Origin of the sequence: Cellvibrio sp. OA-2007 (genome assembly GCF_000953825.1) — a bacterium.
In the GTDB taxonomy this organism is placed as follows: domain Bacteria; phylum Pseudomonadota; class Gammaproteobacteria; order Pseudomonadales; family Cellvibrionaceae; genus Cellvibrio.
In genome coordinates, this window is sequence record NZ_BBUL01000094.1 from 178,748 (window position 1) to 194,307 (window position 15,560).

The following is a 15,560-nucleotide window of genomic DNA, read 5'->3' on the forward strand; positions in this document are numbered from 1 at the left end:
GAGTTTTGTGATTAAACGTGGTTTTAGATCAAATTCACTAAATTTTTGCACTAATTTTGCGCTTTTGGTAATCAAAACATCATATATGAACAATTAGGCGACTCAATAAAGCGCAATATTTAGTCAAAGTGGCTGACTACCCCAGAAGAATAAAATGATTTGATTAAGGTTTGAGCATCGCCTGCCAGTTCATCATATGAACGCTGCTGTAATTCTTCCGCGATGAGGCCAAGGGTTTCATCCAATGATAACGAGTGTGATTGCAGCAAGGCCAAGAGCCGTTGGCTTAGCGGATTAGCCTGGATAAAACAGACCTTATCGGTACGGTTGCGATAAACCACAAGTTGAGTCGGTGTAACGGTTTGAGGCTGAAAATTAGGGGAGACTTTATGTACCGGAAACTGATAGCTCAAATTGGCAACCAAAGGGGAAATGCGAGGTTTGGCCAGCATAAGATCATCAGGCAAGCGACCTGCATCAGGAATTATTTCTTCGCTGACATCAAGCGCTAACTCAATCCATTCGTAGTGCGCAAGCTCCAACAAAAATGGCGGATCACCTTCACGCAAACCGCGCTCCTGCGCTAGATATCGCAAAAATTCTTCGCTGATTTCCAAAAAATACGGTGTCTGACACTGATGGCGATGAATAAAATCCCGCACCATTACATGCCATTGTTGATCCTTCAGAATTGAGCGCAATACAGGAAATACAGTCGCAATCAAACTTTCAATATTGTTATAAATCAACTCGCGATAAATTCCCATACGCCGGTCTTCCATATCGGCAGGTGCAGGATACAGCGCTGGCTCACGCAAGTGTTTGGCAAAGAGCAATTGGGTTTGCTGAAAACTTTTCATCTTGTTACCGATAAAAATTTCTGCTGGCGCTGCTTTACCTCACCCAGCTCATCCATTAGTTCAGGCAGCGGAGGAATATTAAAATCCCGTTCAAGTAAGGTAGGCTTCACCCCAAACAACTCATAGGATTTTTCCAGCAATTGCCACACTGGCGAAATTACCGGCGCGCCGTGCGTATCAACCCGCAAATCTTCTGCTTCTTTATAGTGACCAGCGATGTGGATATAGGCAGTACGCTCTCCGGGTAAACTGGCCAGAAAATCATAGGGGTCATACTGATGATTAATGCTGTTAACGTAAATGTTATTAACGTCGAGCAAAAGCGCACAATCCGCCTTTTTGATCACGGCATTAATAAATTCACTTTCGCTCATTTCTTGTTGCGGGGCGCAATAATAAGAAGAATTTTCCATCGCAATGCGCTGGCCAAGAATATCCTGCGCGCGCTGAATACGCTCTGCAACATAATCTACCGCCTCTTCCGTAAAAGGAATCGGCAACAAATCGTACAGCTGACCTTGATCGCTGCAATAGCTTAAATGTTCACTGTAATAGCGAATGCCATGCTCACGCATCAACTGTTTAATCGCCAACAACAACTCAGTATTTAACGGCGCTGGCGAACCAATGGATAAGGACAAACCATGACAAACAAATGGAAATCGTTCAGTGTAAGCGCGAAATTTTTTACCGAGGCGGCCGCCAATATTAATCCAATTTTCCGGCGCCACTTCCATAAAATGAATATCGGCTGGAGTAGATTGCTCAAAGGTATTGAGCAAGGTGCGACGCAGGCCTAAGCCTGCGCCGCTGACTGCAGCGGTATAGTCAACAGCGGTAAACTGAATGGTCATTATTCAGCTTTTTTCTCTTCTTTTTTATCTGCACCGCATTTAGCTTCACCACACTTGTGCTCAGCATCGGCTTTTTTCTCTTCTTTTTTATCTGCACCGCATTTAGCTTCACCACACTTGTGTTCACCTTCGGCTTTTTTCTCGGCGCCGCATTTGGCTTCACCACACTTATGCTCGCCTTCGGATTTTGCAGCATCATTTTCTGCCAAGGTATAACCCGCATTCAATGAAGTAGCAGCGAAGCCAACATCTGCAGCAGATGCTAAAGGAGCCAAAGCAGCCGATGCAACAACAGCAGCACCAAACAATGCAGACATAGAAGAAATCTTGTTATTCATAATAATTAACTCCAGTGGATTAGATATCGTTGGGGTTTTAAGCCCGTGAAAAACTAACATAGCCAAGACTGCAGAGCCAGTGATTACCTCTACTTTCCGGTAAAGGTAAACGGCATCCCGCCAAATGGTAACAAGTAGACGCAACAAAACCAGCTTTGTTACACGCTCTATACACTTTTTAACTTTGCGCATCCTGCATTGCCTGTTCCCATTGTTTATCCATACGTTTATCGGATACCGGAACTTGGGTTTTCAACGTTTGTGCAAAAAGGGAAATGCGCAGCTCTTCAATCCACCAACGGTAATCCAGTAAAGCGTTATTTTGCGCCAAGCGATAGTCGCCCTCCTTCTCTAGATAGTCCACCAAACGCTGCCAATGTGGTGCAACCTCTGCCAGTTGCAGTTTATCTTTTTGCGGATTGAGCGCCGCTTTTTCCAAGCGCTGCTGAATACCACGCATATATTTAGGGTATTGCTGCAACCATTGCGCAGGGGTTTTATACACCAAGCCCGGGTAAAATAATTGCGTGAGCTGTTGATTAATATCGCTAATAGTAAAAGCCAACATAAGCATATTTTTTTGCTGCTTAAGTTGTTTTTTGATATCCACCAATAACTTCAAGCTCGTCACCAGGTGATTGGCCAGCTCTTGTGCATAGGCAATTAATTTATCTTTTATCAGATTAACCCGCTCATCAAACACAGCTTGTGTACGCGGCAAATTGTGCTGTTCGGGCAGTGCTAGCTGTTTGATCGCCGCCATAATTAAATCATTGGCGACTTGTTCGCGGTTACCAATGCCTGCCAACGTCAACGCGACCTCTTGCCCTTTTAATAATTCTTTTTGCAAATACTTTACTGTTTGCGCCAGCGATAAAGACACCAACCGCGCAAGCCCGCGCTGGGTTGCATCCAGCGCCTGCATAGGATTGTCCAACACCTGCAATGCCACTGAAGTCTGTTTATCAACCAGTGCCGGATAGGCGCGAATACTAATACCGCCACGCGGCAATTGAATGGCTTGCGGCAGCTCGGCAAAATCCCACGCGGTAATACCTTCGCGCTCAATATTGGTTGCAGCTGATTGGATATTTTGTTGCACGCGCTCGCGATACTTTTCGCGCAGCGGCGTTAAATCGCGACCGCTAGCAATGATTTTGCCTTTGTCATCTACCACATGGATATTAAATCGGTAGTAATCATCCACGTTGGTTTCAAGCCAAGCCTCTTTTGGGACATCGATACCGGTCAAGCGTTTTAATTGCAGCCCCAAGGCTTCCGTTAAGGGTTTATTATCTGGCGCCAGGGTTGCGAGAATTTTATCCACCACATCCGGTACGGGAACAAAATGTTTGCGCAGATTTTTAGGTAGCGATTTAATCAAGCCAATACATTTTTCGCGCAACATGCCGGGCACTAACCATTCCAAACGCTGTTCTGGCACCTGATGCAAAACGCTCATCGGAACATGAATGCTCACCCCATCAAACGCGTGATTGGGTTCAAAATGGTAGCTGAGCGGAAACACCATGCCGCGCCACTCCAATTCATTGGGAAATTGCGCTTGGGTAATATCGCCAGCGCCATGGCGCATTAAGGTTTCGCGGGTGAGAAATAACAATTTGGGATTGTCTTTCTCGATTTTTTTTCGCCAGGCCTCAAACCCGGCCAGATTGAATATATTGTCTGGAATGCGCTCATCGTAAAAATCAAAAATGACTTGCTCATCCACCACAATGTCGCGGCGGCGAGCTTTGGATTCCAAATCTTCCAGTTCAGTTAACAACTGTTGTTGATGTGCAAAAAAATCTGTCGCAGGATTTTTATTGGGCAAACTTTTGCGTTTTGGATGCTGGTCATACTGGCCTTCCACCAGCGCAGCACGAATAAATACCTGGCGGCACTGTGCAGGGTCTATATGGCTGTAGCTGACTGACTTTTTCTCAACAATGGTCAAACCATAAAGGGTGATTTTTTCAAACACCATTACCTGCCCGCTGCGGCTATCGTAATGGGTCTCAAAATGTTGGCGTTTCACCAAATGTTCGGCGGCTTCAATCACCCACTCGGGTTCTATTTTGGCCACGGTATGGGCAAATAATTTAGAAGTCTCAATCAGCTCCGCTGCCATAATCCACTTGGGTGTTTTTTTCGCGAGCGATGAACCAGGAAAGATTGAAAATTTGCGATTACGTGCGCCTGAGTATTCACGCTCTTCGTGATTAAACCCCAAGTTACCTAACAATCCCGTCAACAAAGCTTTGTGAATAGACTCATAATTGGCTGGCTCGCTATTCACGCGAATACCCAAGTCCTTTACCGCCACACACAGTTGGTGGTGTACATCGCGCCACTCGCGCAAACGTAAATAGGAGAGAAATTCTTTTTTACAAAGTTTACGCAATTGGTTTTGCGTGAGCGCCTGCCGTTGGGTTTCAAAATAATCCCACAGGTTTACAAAACCAGCAAAGTCCGTGTGCTCTACCCAAAAACGGCGATGACTCTGGTCTGCTGCTTGCTGCTTTTCAACCGGGCGCTCACGTGGATCTTGCACCGAGAGCGCACTGGAGATAATTAATAACTCGCGTACACAGCCGTGCTCCTGCGCCGAGAGCAACATGCGCGCAAGCCGTGGATCAAGCGGCAATTTACTCAGCTGCTGTCCTACTGGCGTCAATTGATTTTTACTATTTACCGCGTGTAACTCTTCCAACAATTTAAAACCATCGCTAATCAAGCGATGATCGGGCGCATCAATAAAGGGGAATTTATGTATGTCGCCCATACGCAATTGCAGCATTTGCAAAATAACTGCCGCAAGATTGGTACGCAGAATTTCTGCATCGGTAAACGCCGGGCGCGAATTAAAATCTTCTTCACTATACAAGCGAATACAAATGCCTTCGGCGACACGACCACAGCGGCCCTTACGTTGATTAGCGCTGGCCTGTGAAACCGGTTCAATCGGCAAACGCTGTACTTTAGTGCGATAGGAATAGCGGCTAATACGCGCAAAACCCGGGTCGATCACATAGCGAATGCCCGGTACGGTAATTGAGGTTTCAGCTACGTTGGTCGCCAATACAATGCGCCGCCCCGTATGTGGCGCAAATACTTTTTGCTGCTCCGCCAAACTCAGCCGCGCATAAAATGGAATCACTTCCATATGCGCAAATTGTGCTTTGCGTAAGGCTTCAGCGGCCTCGCGAATTTCACGTTCACCGCTTAAAAAAATGAGAATGTCGCCGCCGCGTGCGCCGGAACCGGTTTTTTCGTGCAGCTCAATTTCATGTACTGCATCGACAATTGCGGCGTACTGATCGGGTTCATTTTCATTATCATCGTTGTTTTCAAATTCATACAGCGGGCGATACCAGACCTCTACCGGATAAGTGCGACCGGAAACCTCAATAATCGGTGCATTATTAAAATGCTGCGAAAAGCGCTCAAGGTCGATAGTCGCGGAGGTGATAATTAATTTTAAATCCGGGCGCTTGTTTAACAGTTGTTTTAAATAGCCGAGCAAAAAATCGATATTCAAACTGCGCTCATGGGCTTCGTCGATAATGAGCGTATCGTATTTATTCAAGAAGGGATCATGTTGAATTTCGGCCAGCAAAATACCATCGGTCATTACTTTGATGAGGGTGTTCTCGTTCGACTGATCGCTAAAACGAACTTGATAACCCACCTTTTCACCGAGCGGCGTTTTTAATTCTTCGGCAATGCGGTTAGCCACCGTATTGGCGGCAATACGACGCGGCTGGGTGTGACCAATCAAACCACTTACACCGCGCCCGATAGTTAAACAAATTTTGGGGATTTGGGTAGTTTTACCCGAGCCGGTTTCACCCGCTAATACCACCACCTGATTATTGGCAATGATTTGGGCAATCTCGTCGCGTTTTTCACAGACGGGCAAGTTGGGAAATTCAATCTCGGTGGGCACCAGCAATTTGCGGCGTGCCACCGCAGCTTGTGACTGCGCCAATTGGCTGTGCCACTTTTCCAATGCAAGATCATAGGGCTTTTCGGCACGCGCGAGCTTTTCAATTTCACTCAAACGGCGCACCAGTTTGTGCCTATCTTGCCCCATCACATCGACGATGGATTGTTTATAACTTAACCATATATTTGACATATCGACCCGCATGCTGCACTTGCTAGCCGACGCGATGCGAATTCATCGCGCCGGTAAATAGGCGGGGGGATAATACAGCGGGGACTAACGCAGATTCAAACACTTAGGATTGATCAATTACCGATTCAAGCGATTGATTAACCAGGCGCGCAGCTGACGGGCCTGCAAATCATCCATTGGTGCCAATACACCTTGCGCCGCAGGAGGAATATTTTCCGCTGCATGGGGTTGCTCGCTGAAAATGTAATAATCAAACAGGGCTTTCCAAGCGGCTTTTTCTTTTTCAGGTAAATCGCGAATGCTGAGCATGGCATGTTTCAGCACGTTGATCGCAGGCCCCATAAATTTCGGCACGTTGCGCCACCAGTAATTGACCAACACATTAAAAGTGCTCAAGCCTTCGACGTGATGCCACCACATACTAGGCACAAACAAAGCATCGCCCGGTTCCAGATTGGCCACCTGCCCCGCCTCCATCGCGAGACGAAAGCGTGGAAATTTTTCAAAATCCGGTTTGGCAAAATCAACCAAGCTGATTTGCTGCCCAGCCGGATTAAAATCCAGTGGCCCCGGGTACAAATTTTCTACCTGCTCCGGTGGGAACACAGTAAAGCGACGCTTGCCAACAATGCTGCAGGCCAAGTTATCCGGCGCGTCATAATGACAGGCGATACGGGATTTATTACCCATCCAAATACTGACCAGCGCATCGGGAAAAGGGATAGCCACATTATTATTTTGCTCGCGCATTCCCGGCAAGCAAACATCAACCGTGGTGGAGCCTACATAAAACGTCGGCGGTTGGGGGTCATTTTTATGAGCAAGAATCGCATCCAGAACTGCGTCGAGACGCGCTCGCTCGCTGCGATAGTTCAAGCCGCTCATATCGGCGTTATAGAAATAGTAGCCTTCGTTTTCGGGTGCGCCAAAAAACGCCCCTACGGTTTTATCCTCATAAAACGATCTTAAGTAAGCAATCGCCTCCTCATCAGAGACCAGGCCTGCTTGGGTTAGCGGCCAATGACTGGCCAGCCCTTTGAGGATAAGAGGCTGTTCCGAGGCCAGAATTTCAGGGGGAATGTTGTTTGGATCTATACCATGAACTTCTTCTACGAGGGTCTTAATTGCCAACATGGAATTTACTTCGCTTATTTTGTGATCGATTACGTATTAGCAGAGGGATAGATTTGAACATTAATCGAGGCCCAAACTCAATTGATTTGAATCAGAGTTAAATGACTTCACGCTATTACCCCAGCTAGACAATCAAAATAGCAGTACAGATGCCTGGGCTACACAGGGTTATTTATACTTGGTTTCGCAATAAAAAAGCCGCTGTCTCCAGCGGCTTTTATCAAACACTTCTAGGTTGAATTAGAAGGTATAACGTGCACCCAAGGTATAACGTGGGCCAAGAATTTCAAGGTTCCACAGTTGCACTTCAGTGCGGCCGTGGCGACGCTTGTCTTCACCAAACAAATTCAATGCTTCCAGTGACACAGTAACATTGTCGTTAAAGTCATAGCTGATACTTGCATCGACAGTTTCAAACGCCTCGGTGTAACCCGGTTCGTTGTTGTACTGGTTAGTTGTATCAAGGAACTTGTCACGCCAGTTATAGGCAATACGTGCAGCAACACCGTAGTTTTCATAGAACACTGCAGCGTTTGCAGAGTCGCTCATGCCCACCAGCGCAAACTGAGTGCCCAACTTGTTGTTGTCGTAGGCAATATCGCCATCTACGGTGGTGTAGTTTGCTGATACACCAACACCTGACTCACCAAACATATGTTGAAAGGCAAATTCAAATCCGTCGATAGTGGCTTGTTTGTTGTTGATCGGCGTATTGATATGCCATATCGCCAATGGATCTTGATCGTTTGGAATCACGTTTCCGTTTGGACCAACATCGCCTTGGTTTGCCAGCACTTGATCGTACACTTGTTGTGCACTTGGAGTGGTATTGCCTGCCGCCGCTAATTGTGCACGCGCCGCTTCTGCACGCGGGCCTTTGGTGACATCGCGCAAACCAAACAGCGTGCCGTCGATTGCCTGGGTGCTGTTGAAGTTATCTACTTTCTTTCTGTAATAACCAACAGAAACGTAGCTGGTTTCGCCGTAATACCACTCTGCAGACAAATCAAAGTTTTGCGATTCTAGCGGTAACAGACCCGGGTTACCTTGGTCAGCGGTGTAACTGCGGAAGTCGCCTACACCTATATCCGCACGCAGATTGCCGTATGTTGGGCGCGCAATAGTCTCACTTACCGAGGCACGGGCTTTGATGTCGTCGGTCAGATCAATATCGAAATCCAAACTTGGCAAGGTGTGGCTGTAGCTGGCTTTACGACTAAAAGCGCTCAGCTCGGATGAAGCATCAGCAATAAAGTCGTCGTCGCCGGTCCAGCGAATACGGGTAGGGTTTGCCGCATTGGTACTGGAGGTAACATCGGTTTTTTCATAGCGCACACCGGCCAACAGGTTGTAGGGCAATCCGGCGATTTCATTGCTCAACTTATATTGCAAGTAGGCGGCTTGCACTTCTTCTTCGATACCGCGATACGTTGAGATGCGCGGTTTAGCTTCGAACTTACCACTCGGTGGAAAATCACGGAAATTAGGCAGCTTGCCATTTTGGCTCTCAACCCATTGTGCAACTTCATCGAAGTCATAATCTATGCCTTGGGTGAACGAATTGCCCAAATTGTAGCCATCGAAATCCTTCAGGAAGTTGCGGGAACTCCAGAAGCTGTCCGGCACGTCGTTGGCATTTGCGCCACCCCAATCGCCAAACACAATACAACAGTCGCCACGCGCTCGGCCCAGGTAATCATTGGTACGGCTTTCGATACCAAATTCCAAACTGCTATTTTCAAACTTGTACGCACCGTCTAAACGCGCTTGTTCTATATCATTTTCTACCCAGTTGTAGTTGGTAGTACCTGCTGTAGTGGTCATGTCAGCAGCATCCAATACACCGTTGCCGTTACCTGACACGCTATCGTCAATGATGACGCTCATAATCGGTAAGCCGGTGTTCCACTCCAAGGTTTGCTCTTTCACCACGTTCGCCGCAACAGACAGGTTCAGATTACCGCGTGGATCGTATTCTTTGGTGGTGGCTTCCGCCGTGAAATAATCGAAAACGAAACTCAAATCATCGGTTGCTTCAAATTCAAGATTAAAACCAACCGCATTGTTCTCGCGGATATTGCCCTGAACCTGACGAGCAAAGCTGATGTCTTTGGGTGTATCAATCAATTCAGTCATCAAAACCGGGGTTTTAACTGTTTGATCGTCAAACACGATGTGAGTGCCAGTAGAAACAAACCACAGCGATTGCTCAATACGTTGCTGATGCCACTCCAGCTCCGAATAGGTGTAATCCAGAGTCGCTTTTAATCTTTCTGTCGGTGCGTATTGCAGCGTCAACTGGCCGTTTGTACGCTCGCGCTCTTGATCGCCCAAGGTTAAACGGTAGTCAATAGGAGTAGAGAAGAGTTGCTTGTCTGCCGGGGCATTTTCGACCAGCGCTGTAGGTCTTGATGTGATGTTGGCTTTACCGTTTGCGGCATCCCACACCTTGGTATTCCACTGCTGGCTGTATGCGCCGGAGTTGCCTTGATCGCGTTTTTGGTAACTGCCGCTCAAGCTTACCCCAATGGTATCGTCAGCGAAGGTATTGCTAAACAAGCCTGAAATTTCGGGGGTGATTGAGTCGCCTTCGCGCACAGTGGTGTCGTGTACGCCCTTGGCGCCAACGGTCATCTTAAGACCTGGAGCATCTAATGGCCGCGCTGTTTTGATATTGATTGTTGCACCGATACCGCCACTGGCTACGTTCGCTCGGCCCGTTTTATATACTTCAAGACCACTCACACTTTCAGATGCCAAATCAGCGAACTCAAAAGAGCGCGAATCAAACCCTGAGGATGGCATAGCACGACCATTCAAGGTGACCAGATTGTAATCCGCACCAAAACCGCGAACTGTGACTTTGGAGCCTTCACCGCCAGCACGATCAATCGATACGCCGGTAATCCGCTGTAGCGATTCAGCCAAGTTGGTGTCTGGCATCTTGCCAATATCTTCTGCAGAAATGGCATCAACCACACCAGCAGCGGAGCGTTTGATATCCATCGATGCCTGCAACGATGCGCGAATACCCGTCACCACGACTTCTTCGACGGCACCGTCTTGTGCTGCAACCATACCGCTGAAACCAGCCAGCGCATAAGTAGCTATAGCACTTGCGATTATCTTCTTTTTAAAACTGTTTGGGGTTTGCATGAACTTAATCCTCGAACTGTTTATTGTTATCGTAACTCGCTGTTATGGGTCTGCCGCCGATGGGGCATCCTTAGCCAGTTACCCTACTGGTCTTGCTGTCGTTTTTACCGGGATCAAATAATTATTTCTTAGATCCCAGTGCATGTTTACAGGTTCGCAAGAAGTGAGGCGTCCGAGTAACCCAGGTTTTTACAACGTGGGAAGTTCAGATAAATAAAACTTATCCGTATCAACAATAAATCCGTTTAAATTCATAAAGTTAACAAAAAATATACCAATGAAGACAAAATATAAACCGATCGAATTTAGCGCCCGTCTCATCCTTTTTGCGGGCGTTCTGAAAAAACAAACCAAGTCGTACGGTTATCTTTCAACCAAAAAAACCTCTTTGACGAGACAACAATCAATTTATTCCAGGCAATAAAAAAGAGCCCGAAGGCTCTCATTTTAATTAAACATTACTGTGTCCGTGCTTACTGTCACTCCAGCAAACTGCGCAACATCCATGCGGTTTTTTCATGTAATTGGATACGCTGGGTGAGCAGATCAGCGGTGGCTTCATCACTGGCCGCTTCTACTGATGGGTAGAGCGAACGCGCGGTGCGCACAACAGCTTCTTGCCCTTCCACCAGCAACTTAATCATCTCTTGTGCCTGAGGGATTCCCTCTTGCTCTTTGATGCTGCTCATTGCTGCGTATTGTTTATAGGTGCCGGGGGCAGGAAAGCCCAATGAGCGAATGCGCTCGGCGATTACATCCACCGCCAGTGCCAACTCGGTATATTGTGTTTCAAACATTAAATGCAGTGTCTGGAACATGGGGCCAGTCACATTCCAGTGAAAGTTATGGGTTTTTAAATAAAGGGTATAGGTATCGGCCAACAGATGAGACAGCCCTTTGGCGATATCCTCGCGATGGGCTTGAGAAATCCCGATATCAATATTCATAGTGACTCCTTATTACCGATTAATAACTGACTGAACAATTTAATAACTGACTGAACAATGACTAAAACTTGAAACGACTATAGGCAGCGACATGCTCCGCTACTAGTTGCCTTTCTCTATGGTGGGGATAAATATCTTTGATTCAACCCTGAATAAATCCCATCAGCACCCAATCTCGCCCACGGGCGCGATAAGTGGTGTAAGTGCGGAGAATATCCTCAGGGCAATGTGTGGGGTTTTGCGTAAAATCCAATGCGCTGTAAAAACCAGTTAAATGCGGCAGCGCAAAACAGTAGCAGCCCTGCGGTGCCAAGTTCGGCAAGAGCTGCTGCATCAACCCTGTTGCTATGCCTTGCCCGCGCCAATCATTCGCCACTAATAGATTACGCAACCAAAAATGCCCTGAAGTTTGCGGCAGCAAGCGGGCAGCAGCGATAAAACCTTCACTCTCGGCAGCTATAGCGTACACAAGCTCACTCGTCCCGCATTTTACTTTGTAACCCTGCGCACGATAGAAACGGTCTATTAATGGAAAACTCGCAGGTTCAACCATACGAAAGCCATGGTTTACGCTAGCCGTATCTGTAGCAGCTGAATTTTTTACAGGCATATATGTATTTATTTTTTATCACCATCGGAATCGTCCATATTATCCAACGGAAATAAATTATCTGCCATTAAATCGTCCGGCATAGTCATTTCTGGAGGTGACGACTCCTCCATCGGAATATGCGCCGTCTCATCATCTGCTACATCAATGGTGGTTTTTTTATCTGGATCCTTCTTCAAACTGGCAGTATCTGTAGTTAAGGTTTTTTCAATCTCGGCTAATTCGTCTTTACTGCCCTTGCCAGAAATTAAACGATAGGCAAAGTAGCCTAACAACACCACAATCAGATTGCCGATTCCCAGACCAAGGTATAACCACAGATTGCTGGGATTATTTTCAGCGGGTTCTGCTGCAGGTTCTTCCGGCTCAACTGCAACTTCAGGTTCACTTGCGGCGGGCTCTATCTGAGTCGGTTTAGGTTGTACTTCTGCCGATACAGTGGCCTCATCGGGAAAATAAAACTGATCAGCTTTAATTATTTCGCTTAACGGACTGCCATCGATTTGCTTACCCTCTACCTGCAGTTCTATTTCATATTTAGCCGCCTGCACAGGTGCAAATGAAAACTCCCAATACTCTTTTGCAATCGTATTGAGTTTCTGCTCTAAATTTTTTTCTTTAGAGTTTTTGATTTTTGCTGTGACATGGGTATTGGCAACATCAACACTCTCCAAATCAGCAACCAAGCGATAACTCCAGGTCTTTTTACCCGCTTGTTCAGATTGACTTTTCTCCAATTTGAACGCGGAATCGGTGATATTGAGGTGATGAATAAATTCGCGTTTGAAGGTTTTACCGTCGATAACAAGCGTGACATCATACTCACCCTGCCCGGTAAAACCGTTTAACTCCTGCTGGAAAATTCCGTCTGCGGGCACAGTATTAGCCAGTTCAATTTCGGTAACCTCGTGCGAGGACGGATTAGCAATTAATGCTTTTCCCGTCAGTAACCCCAGAAAGTCTTTGTTGGTAATGGTTTGATTATTTTCCTGAAAAGAGTAGACCAGCCCCAAGGATTGATTAGGGCGGATATTACTTTTTAGCGGTTGCACAACCAACTGTAAATTACTCACCACCGTGACGCGGCTACCCGGATCCATATCTGTTTTGACTTTCCACTGACCTGAAACAGGCTTTTGTACAGTAATCAAATCGTATTTGCTGGTGCGGTACCAGTTGACGTTATTGCTGGGGTCAGTATCGCTGTACTCCTTACCATCTGGGGCAACAATAATGGTGGCAGGCACTTCAGCCCTGCGAAAAATCAGCGCGGTAAATTCTTGAATGCTCGCATCAACCAGAAAACCATTTTCATCGAGCGGGACACGTTCAGCTGGTACTGCCTGATCAAAAATTCGCAAAAAAGTGCTCATCAATTCATCGGCTGTCTCGGCCACTTCAAAAATACCATCGGTGGCAAGCGACAGTTTTTTCATCAATTCATGATCTGCATCGGCAGAGAGCGCAATGGTGTGAATGCGATAGTCTGATGCTTTTAAACGTGGTAACAATTCAGTCAGTATACGTTTGCGTTCATTTAAATTAACGACCGCTTCTTTGCTGACATCCACTACACCATCAGTGAGTAAAATAATATTGCGGCGATAATCTTTTGCAGGCGTTGCGTAATCTTCAGTCGCTTTTTCCAGTGCGGCGCCAATATTGGTAAACATGGCCACCGAATTAATTGAAGTCGCTTTTTGGGTGCCTTCACTGCGCCATTGGGGGTCAACTACTCGATGAGGCATCAGCATATTAACTGACTGGCCAAAGGTCCACAGACCCGCCTTGCTGTTGTCAGGCAAGAGCCGCACGATTAAATCCACCGCAGGTTTGCGCAAATTCTGTGGATCCGTTTTTTTCATGCTACCGGAGATATCAATAATCACCCTGACATCGGCAGGCAGAGGTTTGGCCAGCTCATTAGCCACCGCCAGCGCAGCTGAAAAAAGCCCCGGCGCCAAAACCACGGTAATGAGTGTTAGTAGACGAATAATATGTCGCATGAGAGTTTCCATAGTAGTCACTCCAGCGCAAATGCAGCGGTAACCTGCCGCTTTTTTGTGCTGATATCGCCATTAGTTATAGCAGCTCACAGCTATTTCGCCATTTTGAGCAGCAGCGAGACTTTTAGGAATGGAAGGGGGAAAACTAAAAAGCCAGCGCTGAGGCTGGCTTTAATATCGCGAATCAATCAAACAGGCTGATGGCTAACGAACCGCGCGTATTGGCTCTTCATGCATCAACTCATCCCGCGCGATTCGCTCTTCCCGTGTTAAAGGGCGAGTAGACGCACGGCGCGCACTTTCGGCGTATTCCTCATCATAGTGACGCTCTTTGGTATGCTTTTGCCGATGAACAGCTTGGGGTTGCGCCCGACCGCGATTGCGGGTCAGTAATTGATAAATAAGTGAGAGCACTAATGTGCCAATCCAAAGCCCTAACATCACCTTCAATACCGGTTTGATCGCAGTAAAACCGCCCTCCATAAACCCGAATAACAGCGTATAAACGGCGGGCGCCATGGTCATGGTTTCTGCATCAACGGCATAGGGCGTAAACAAAATTACCATCACGGTGATAACCACAAAATGCACCCATGCGCGACCAGCGCGGCGAAACAGCAACCAAGCGGCAAGGCTGCAACCAACCGCACCGATCAGGTACATCATCCAGGCATATTGATAGTCAGTCATATTTTCCACGAACAAGTCTCCTCTCGCCCCTAATCAGGCTCTTAGCCGGTTAATTAACCCAACGTACAACATGATCTTCCAGATCATCTGGATTCACGCTATTTTCATGCACCACCCTGCCGCGCACCGATATACCCGCCGTGTGTACCGATTCAGCATCACCAGAAATCAGCGGATGCCAGTCAAATAACGGTATCCCTTCCGCCACCAAGCGGTAAGCGCAGGTTTCTGGCAGCCAGTAAGTTTCTTTCACAGATTCCGGCGATAACACCGCACAAGCTTCTACCAAGCGCTGGCGCTCAGTGTATTCCTGACAACGGCAGGTGTCATGATCCAAATAGCGGCAGGCGACATTGGTGTAATACACCGCGCCGTCGTCTTCATCTTCTAATTTATGCAGGCAGCACTTACCACAACCATCGCAGAGGGATTCAAATTCCTCCGCAGACATTTGCTCCAGTGTTTTTGCTAGCCAAAAAACCTGTTGTGCCATGATCGTTCCAAGTGAGTAACAAAAGTATCCGAATTATTGACCAGACAATTTTGAATTGAGCGCACGCAAACGCTCAGCTTCCGGGTCGCGCTCATTGCGCGGCGGCAATTGCAAATAAAAGCCCTGCTCGTCTAAACACTCTGCCACTTTTTCTACACTGGCATGCGCCAATTTTTTACCCGGCGTTAATAACAGCACCATCGCCTGCTGCGGTTTGCCAAAAATCTTTAACAGTTCCTCTGGCACTTTGGTTAAACCCTCTTCTTTTTTAACGTAGAGGTACATGCCTTCTTCTTTGGGGCTGCGGTAAATTTCACAAATAATTTTCATA

Annotated in this window: 12 protein-coding genes; all 12 read right to left on the reverse strand. The window is 47.0% G+C overall.

Annotation, left to right across the window (positions count from 1 at the left end; all coding sequences use genetic code 11):
• Positions 1-119: 119 nt before the first annotated feature.
• Entirely contained in the window at positions 120-860 is a 741-nt protein-coding gene (locus tag AWU77_RS15420; RefSeq protein ID WP_062065145.1) for a DUF2063 domain-containing protein, read from the reverse strand.
• Positions 857-1,714, reverse strand: coding sequence for a DUF692 domain-containing protein (locus AWU77_RS15425; RefSeq protein WP_062065148.1), 858 nt, complete (start codon positions 1,712-1,714; stop codon positions 857-859). Before AWU77_RS15425 ends, AWU77_RS15420 begins: the two co-directional genes overlap by 4 nt.
• Positions 1,714-2,244, reverse strand: a complete 531-nt coding sequence (locus tag AWU77_RS20935; protein ID WP_307126021.1) for a hypothetical protein — start codon at positions 2,242-2,244, stop codon at positions 1,714-1,716. Before AWU77_RS20935 ends, AWU77_RS15425 begins: the two co-directional genes overlap by 1 nt.
• Positions 2,231-6,193, reverse strand: a complete 3,963-nt coding sequence (hrpA, locus tag AWU77_RS15435) for an ATP-dependent RNA helicase HrpA (protein WP_062065151.1) — start codon at positions 6,191-6,193, stop codon at positions 2,231-2,233. The genes AWU77_RS20935 and hrpA overlap by 14 nt, the downstream gene beginning before the upstream one ends.
• A 117-nt stretch (positions 6,194-6,310) precedes the next feature.
• The gene (locus AWU77_RS15440; RefSeq protein ID WP_062065154.1) at positions 6,311-7,327 is read right to left on the reverse strand and encodes a cupin-like domain-containing protein; all 1,017 of its coding nucleotides are present in this window, start codon (positions 7,325-7,327) and stop codon (positions 6,311-6,313) included.
• A gap of 240 nt (positions 7,328-7,567) precedes the next feature.
• Positions 7,568-10,483, reverse strand: a complete 2,916-nt coding sequence (locus AWU77_RS15445) for a TonB-dependent receptor (protein WP_062065158.1) — start codon at positions 10,481-10,483, stop codon at positions 7,568-7,570.
• Between the two features lie 479 nt (positions 10,484-10,962).
• Positions 10,963-11,430, reverse strand: coding sequence for a Dps family protein (locus AWU77_RS15450; protein ID WP_062065161.1), 468 nt, complete (start codon positions 11,428-11,430; stop codon positions 10,963-10,965).
• A gap of 142 nt (positions 11,431-11,572) precedes the next feature.
• Positions 11,573-11,983, reverse strand: coding sequence for a GNAT family N-acetyltransferase (locus AWU77_RS15455; RefSeq protein ID WP_062065164.1), 411 nt, complete (start codon positions 11,981-11,983; stop codon positions 11,573-11,575).
• A gap of 65 nt (positions 11,984-12,048) precedes the next feature.
• Positions 12,049-14,058 (reverse strand): VWA domain-containing protein, encoded by a 2,010-nt coding sequence (locus AWU77_RS15460; protein WP_062065168.1) that lies wholly within the window; start codon positions 14,056-14,058, stop codon positions 12,049-12,051.
• Positions 14,059-14,250: 192 nt separating this feature from the next.
• Positions 14,251-14,736 carry a hypothetical protein gene (locus tag AWU77_RS15465; RefSeq protein WP_238582474.1) on the reverse strand — a complete coding sequence of 162 codons (486 nt, stop codon included), beginning with the start codon at positions 14,734-14,736 and terminating at the stop codon, positions 14,251-14,253.
• A 49-nt stretch (positions 14,737-14,785) separates the two neighbouring features.
• Positions 14,786-15,229: a YcgN family cysteine cluster protein gene (locus tag AWU77_RS15470; protein ID WP_062065173.1), complete on the reverse strand. Its 444-nt coding sequence runs from the start codon at positions 15,227-15,229 to the stop codon at positions 14,786-14,788.
• A 33-nt stretch (positions 15,230-15,262) separates the two neighbouring features.
• Positions 15,263-15,559, reverse strand: a complete 297-nt coding sequence (locus AWU77_RS15475) for a YcgL domain-containing protein (RefSeq protein ID WP_062065175.1) — start codon at positions 15,557-15,559, stop codon at positions 15,263-15,265.
• Between the last annotated feature and the right edge of the window lies 1 nt (position 15,560).

What these genes read in the sequence shown, in the direction of transcription:
- AWU77_RS15420 (WP_062065145.1), bottom strand. Translation starts at nt 860, where the DNA reads ATGAAAAGTTTTCAGCAAACCCAATTGCTCTTTGCCAAACACTTGCGT.
- AWU77_RS15425 (WP_062065148.1), bottom strand. Translation starts at nt 1,714, where the DNA reads ATGACCATTCAGTTTACCGCTGTTGACTATACCGCTGCAGTCAGCGGC.
- AWU77_RS20935 (WP_307126021.1), bottom strand. Translation starts at nt 2,244, where the DNA reads ATGCGCAAAGTTAAAAAGTGTATAGAGCGTGTAACAAAGCTGGTTTTG.
- hrpA (WP_062065151.1), bottom strand. Translation starts at nt 6,193, where the DNA reads ATGTCAAATATATGGTTAAGTTATAAACAATCCATCGTCGATGTGATG.
- AWU77_RS15440 (WP_062065154.1), bottom strand. Translation starts at nt 7,327, where the DNA reads ATGTTGGCAATTAAGACCCTCGTAGAAGAAGTTCATGGTATAGATCCA.
- AWU77_RS15445 (WP_062065158.1), bottom strand. Translation starts at nt 10,483, where the DNA reads ATGCAAACCCCAAACAGTTTTAAAAAGAAGATAATCGCAAGTGCTATA.
- AWU77_RS15450 (WP_062065161.1), bottom strand. Translation starts at nt 11,430, where the DNA reads ATGAATATTGATATCGGGATTTCTCAAGCCCATCGCGAGGATATCGCC.
- AWU77_RS15455 (WP_062065164.1), bottom strand. Translation starts at nt 11,983, where the DNA reads ATGGTTGAACCTGCGAGTTTTCCATTAATAGACCGTTTCTATCGTGCG.
- AWU77_RS15460 (WP_062065168.1), bottom strand. Translation starts at nt 14,058, where the DNA reads ATGGAAACTCTCATGCGACATATTATTCGTCTACTAACACTCATTACC.
- AWU77_RS15465 (WP_238582474.1), bottom strand. Translation starts at nt 14,736, where the DNA reads ATGACTGACTATCAATATGCCTGGATGATGTACCTGATCGGTGCGGTT.
- AWU77_RS15470 (WP_062065173.1), bottom strand. Translation starts at nt 15,229, where the DNA reads ATGGCACAACAGGTTTTTTGGCTAGCAAAAACACTGGAGCAAATGTCT.
- AWU77_RS15475 (WP_062065175.1), bottom strand. Translation starts at nt 15,559, where the DNA reads ATGAAAATTATTTGTGAAATTTACCGCAGCCCCAAAGAAGAAGGCATG.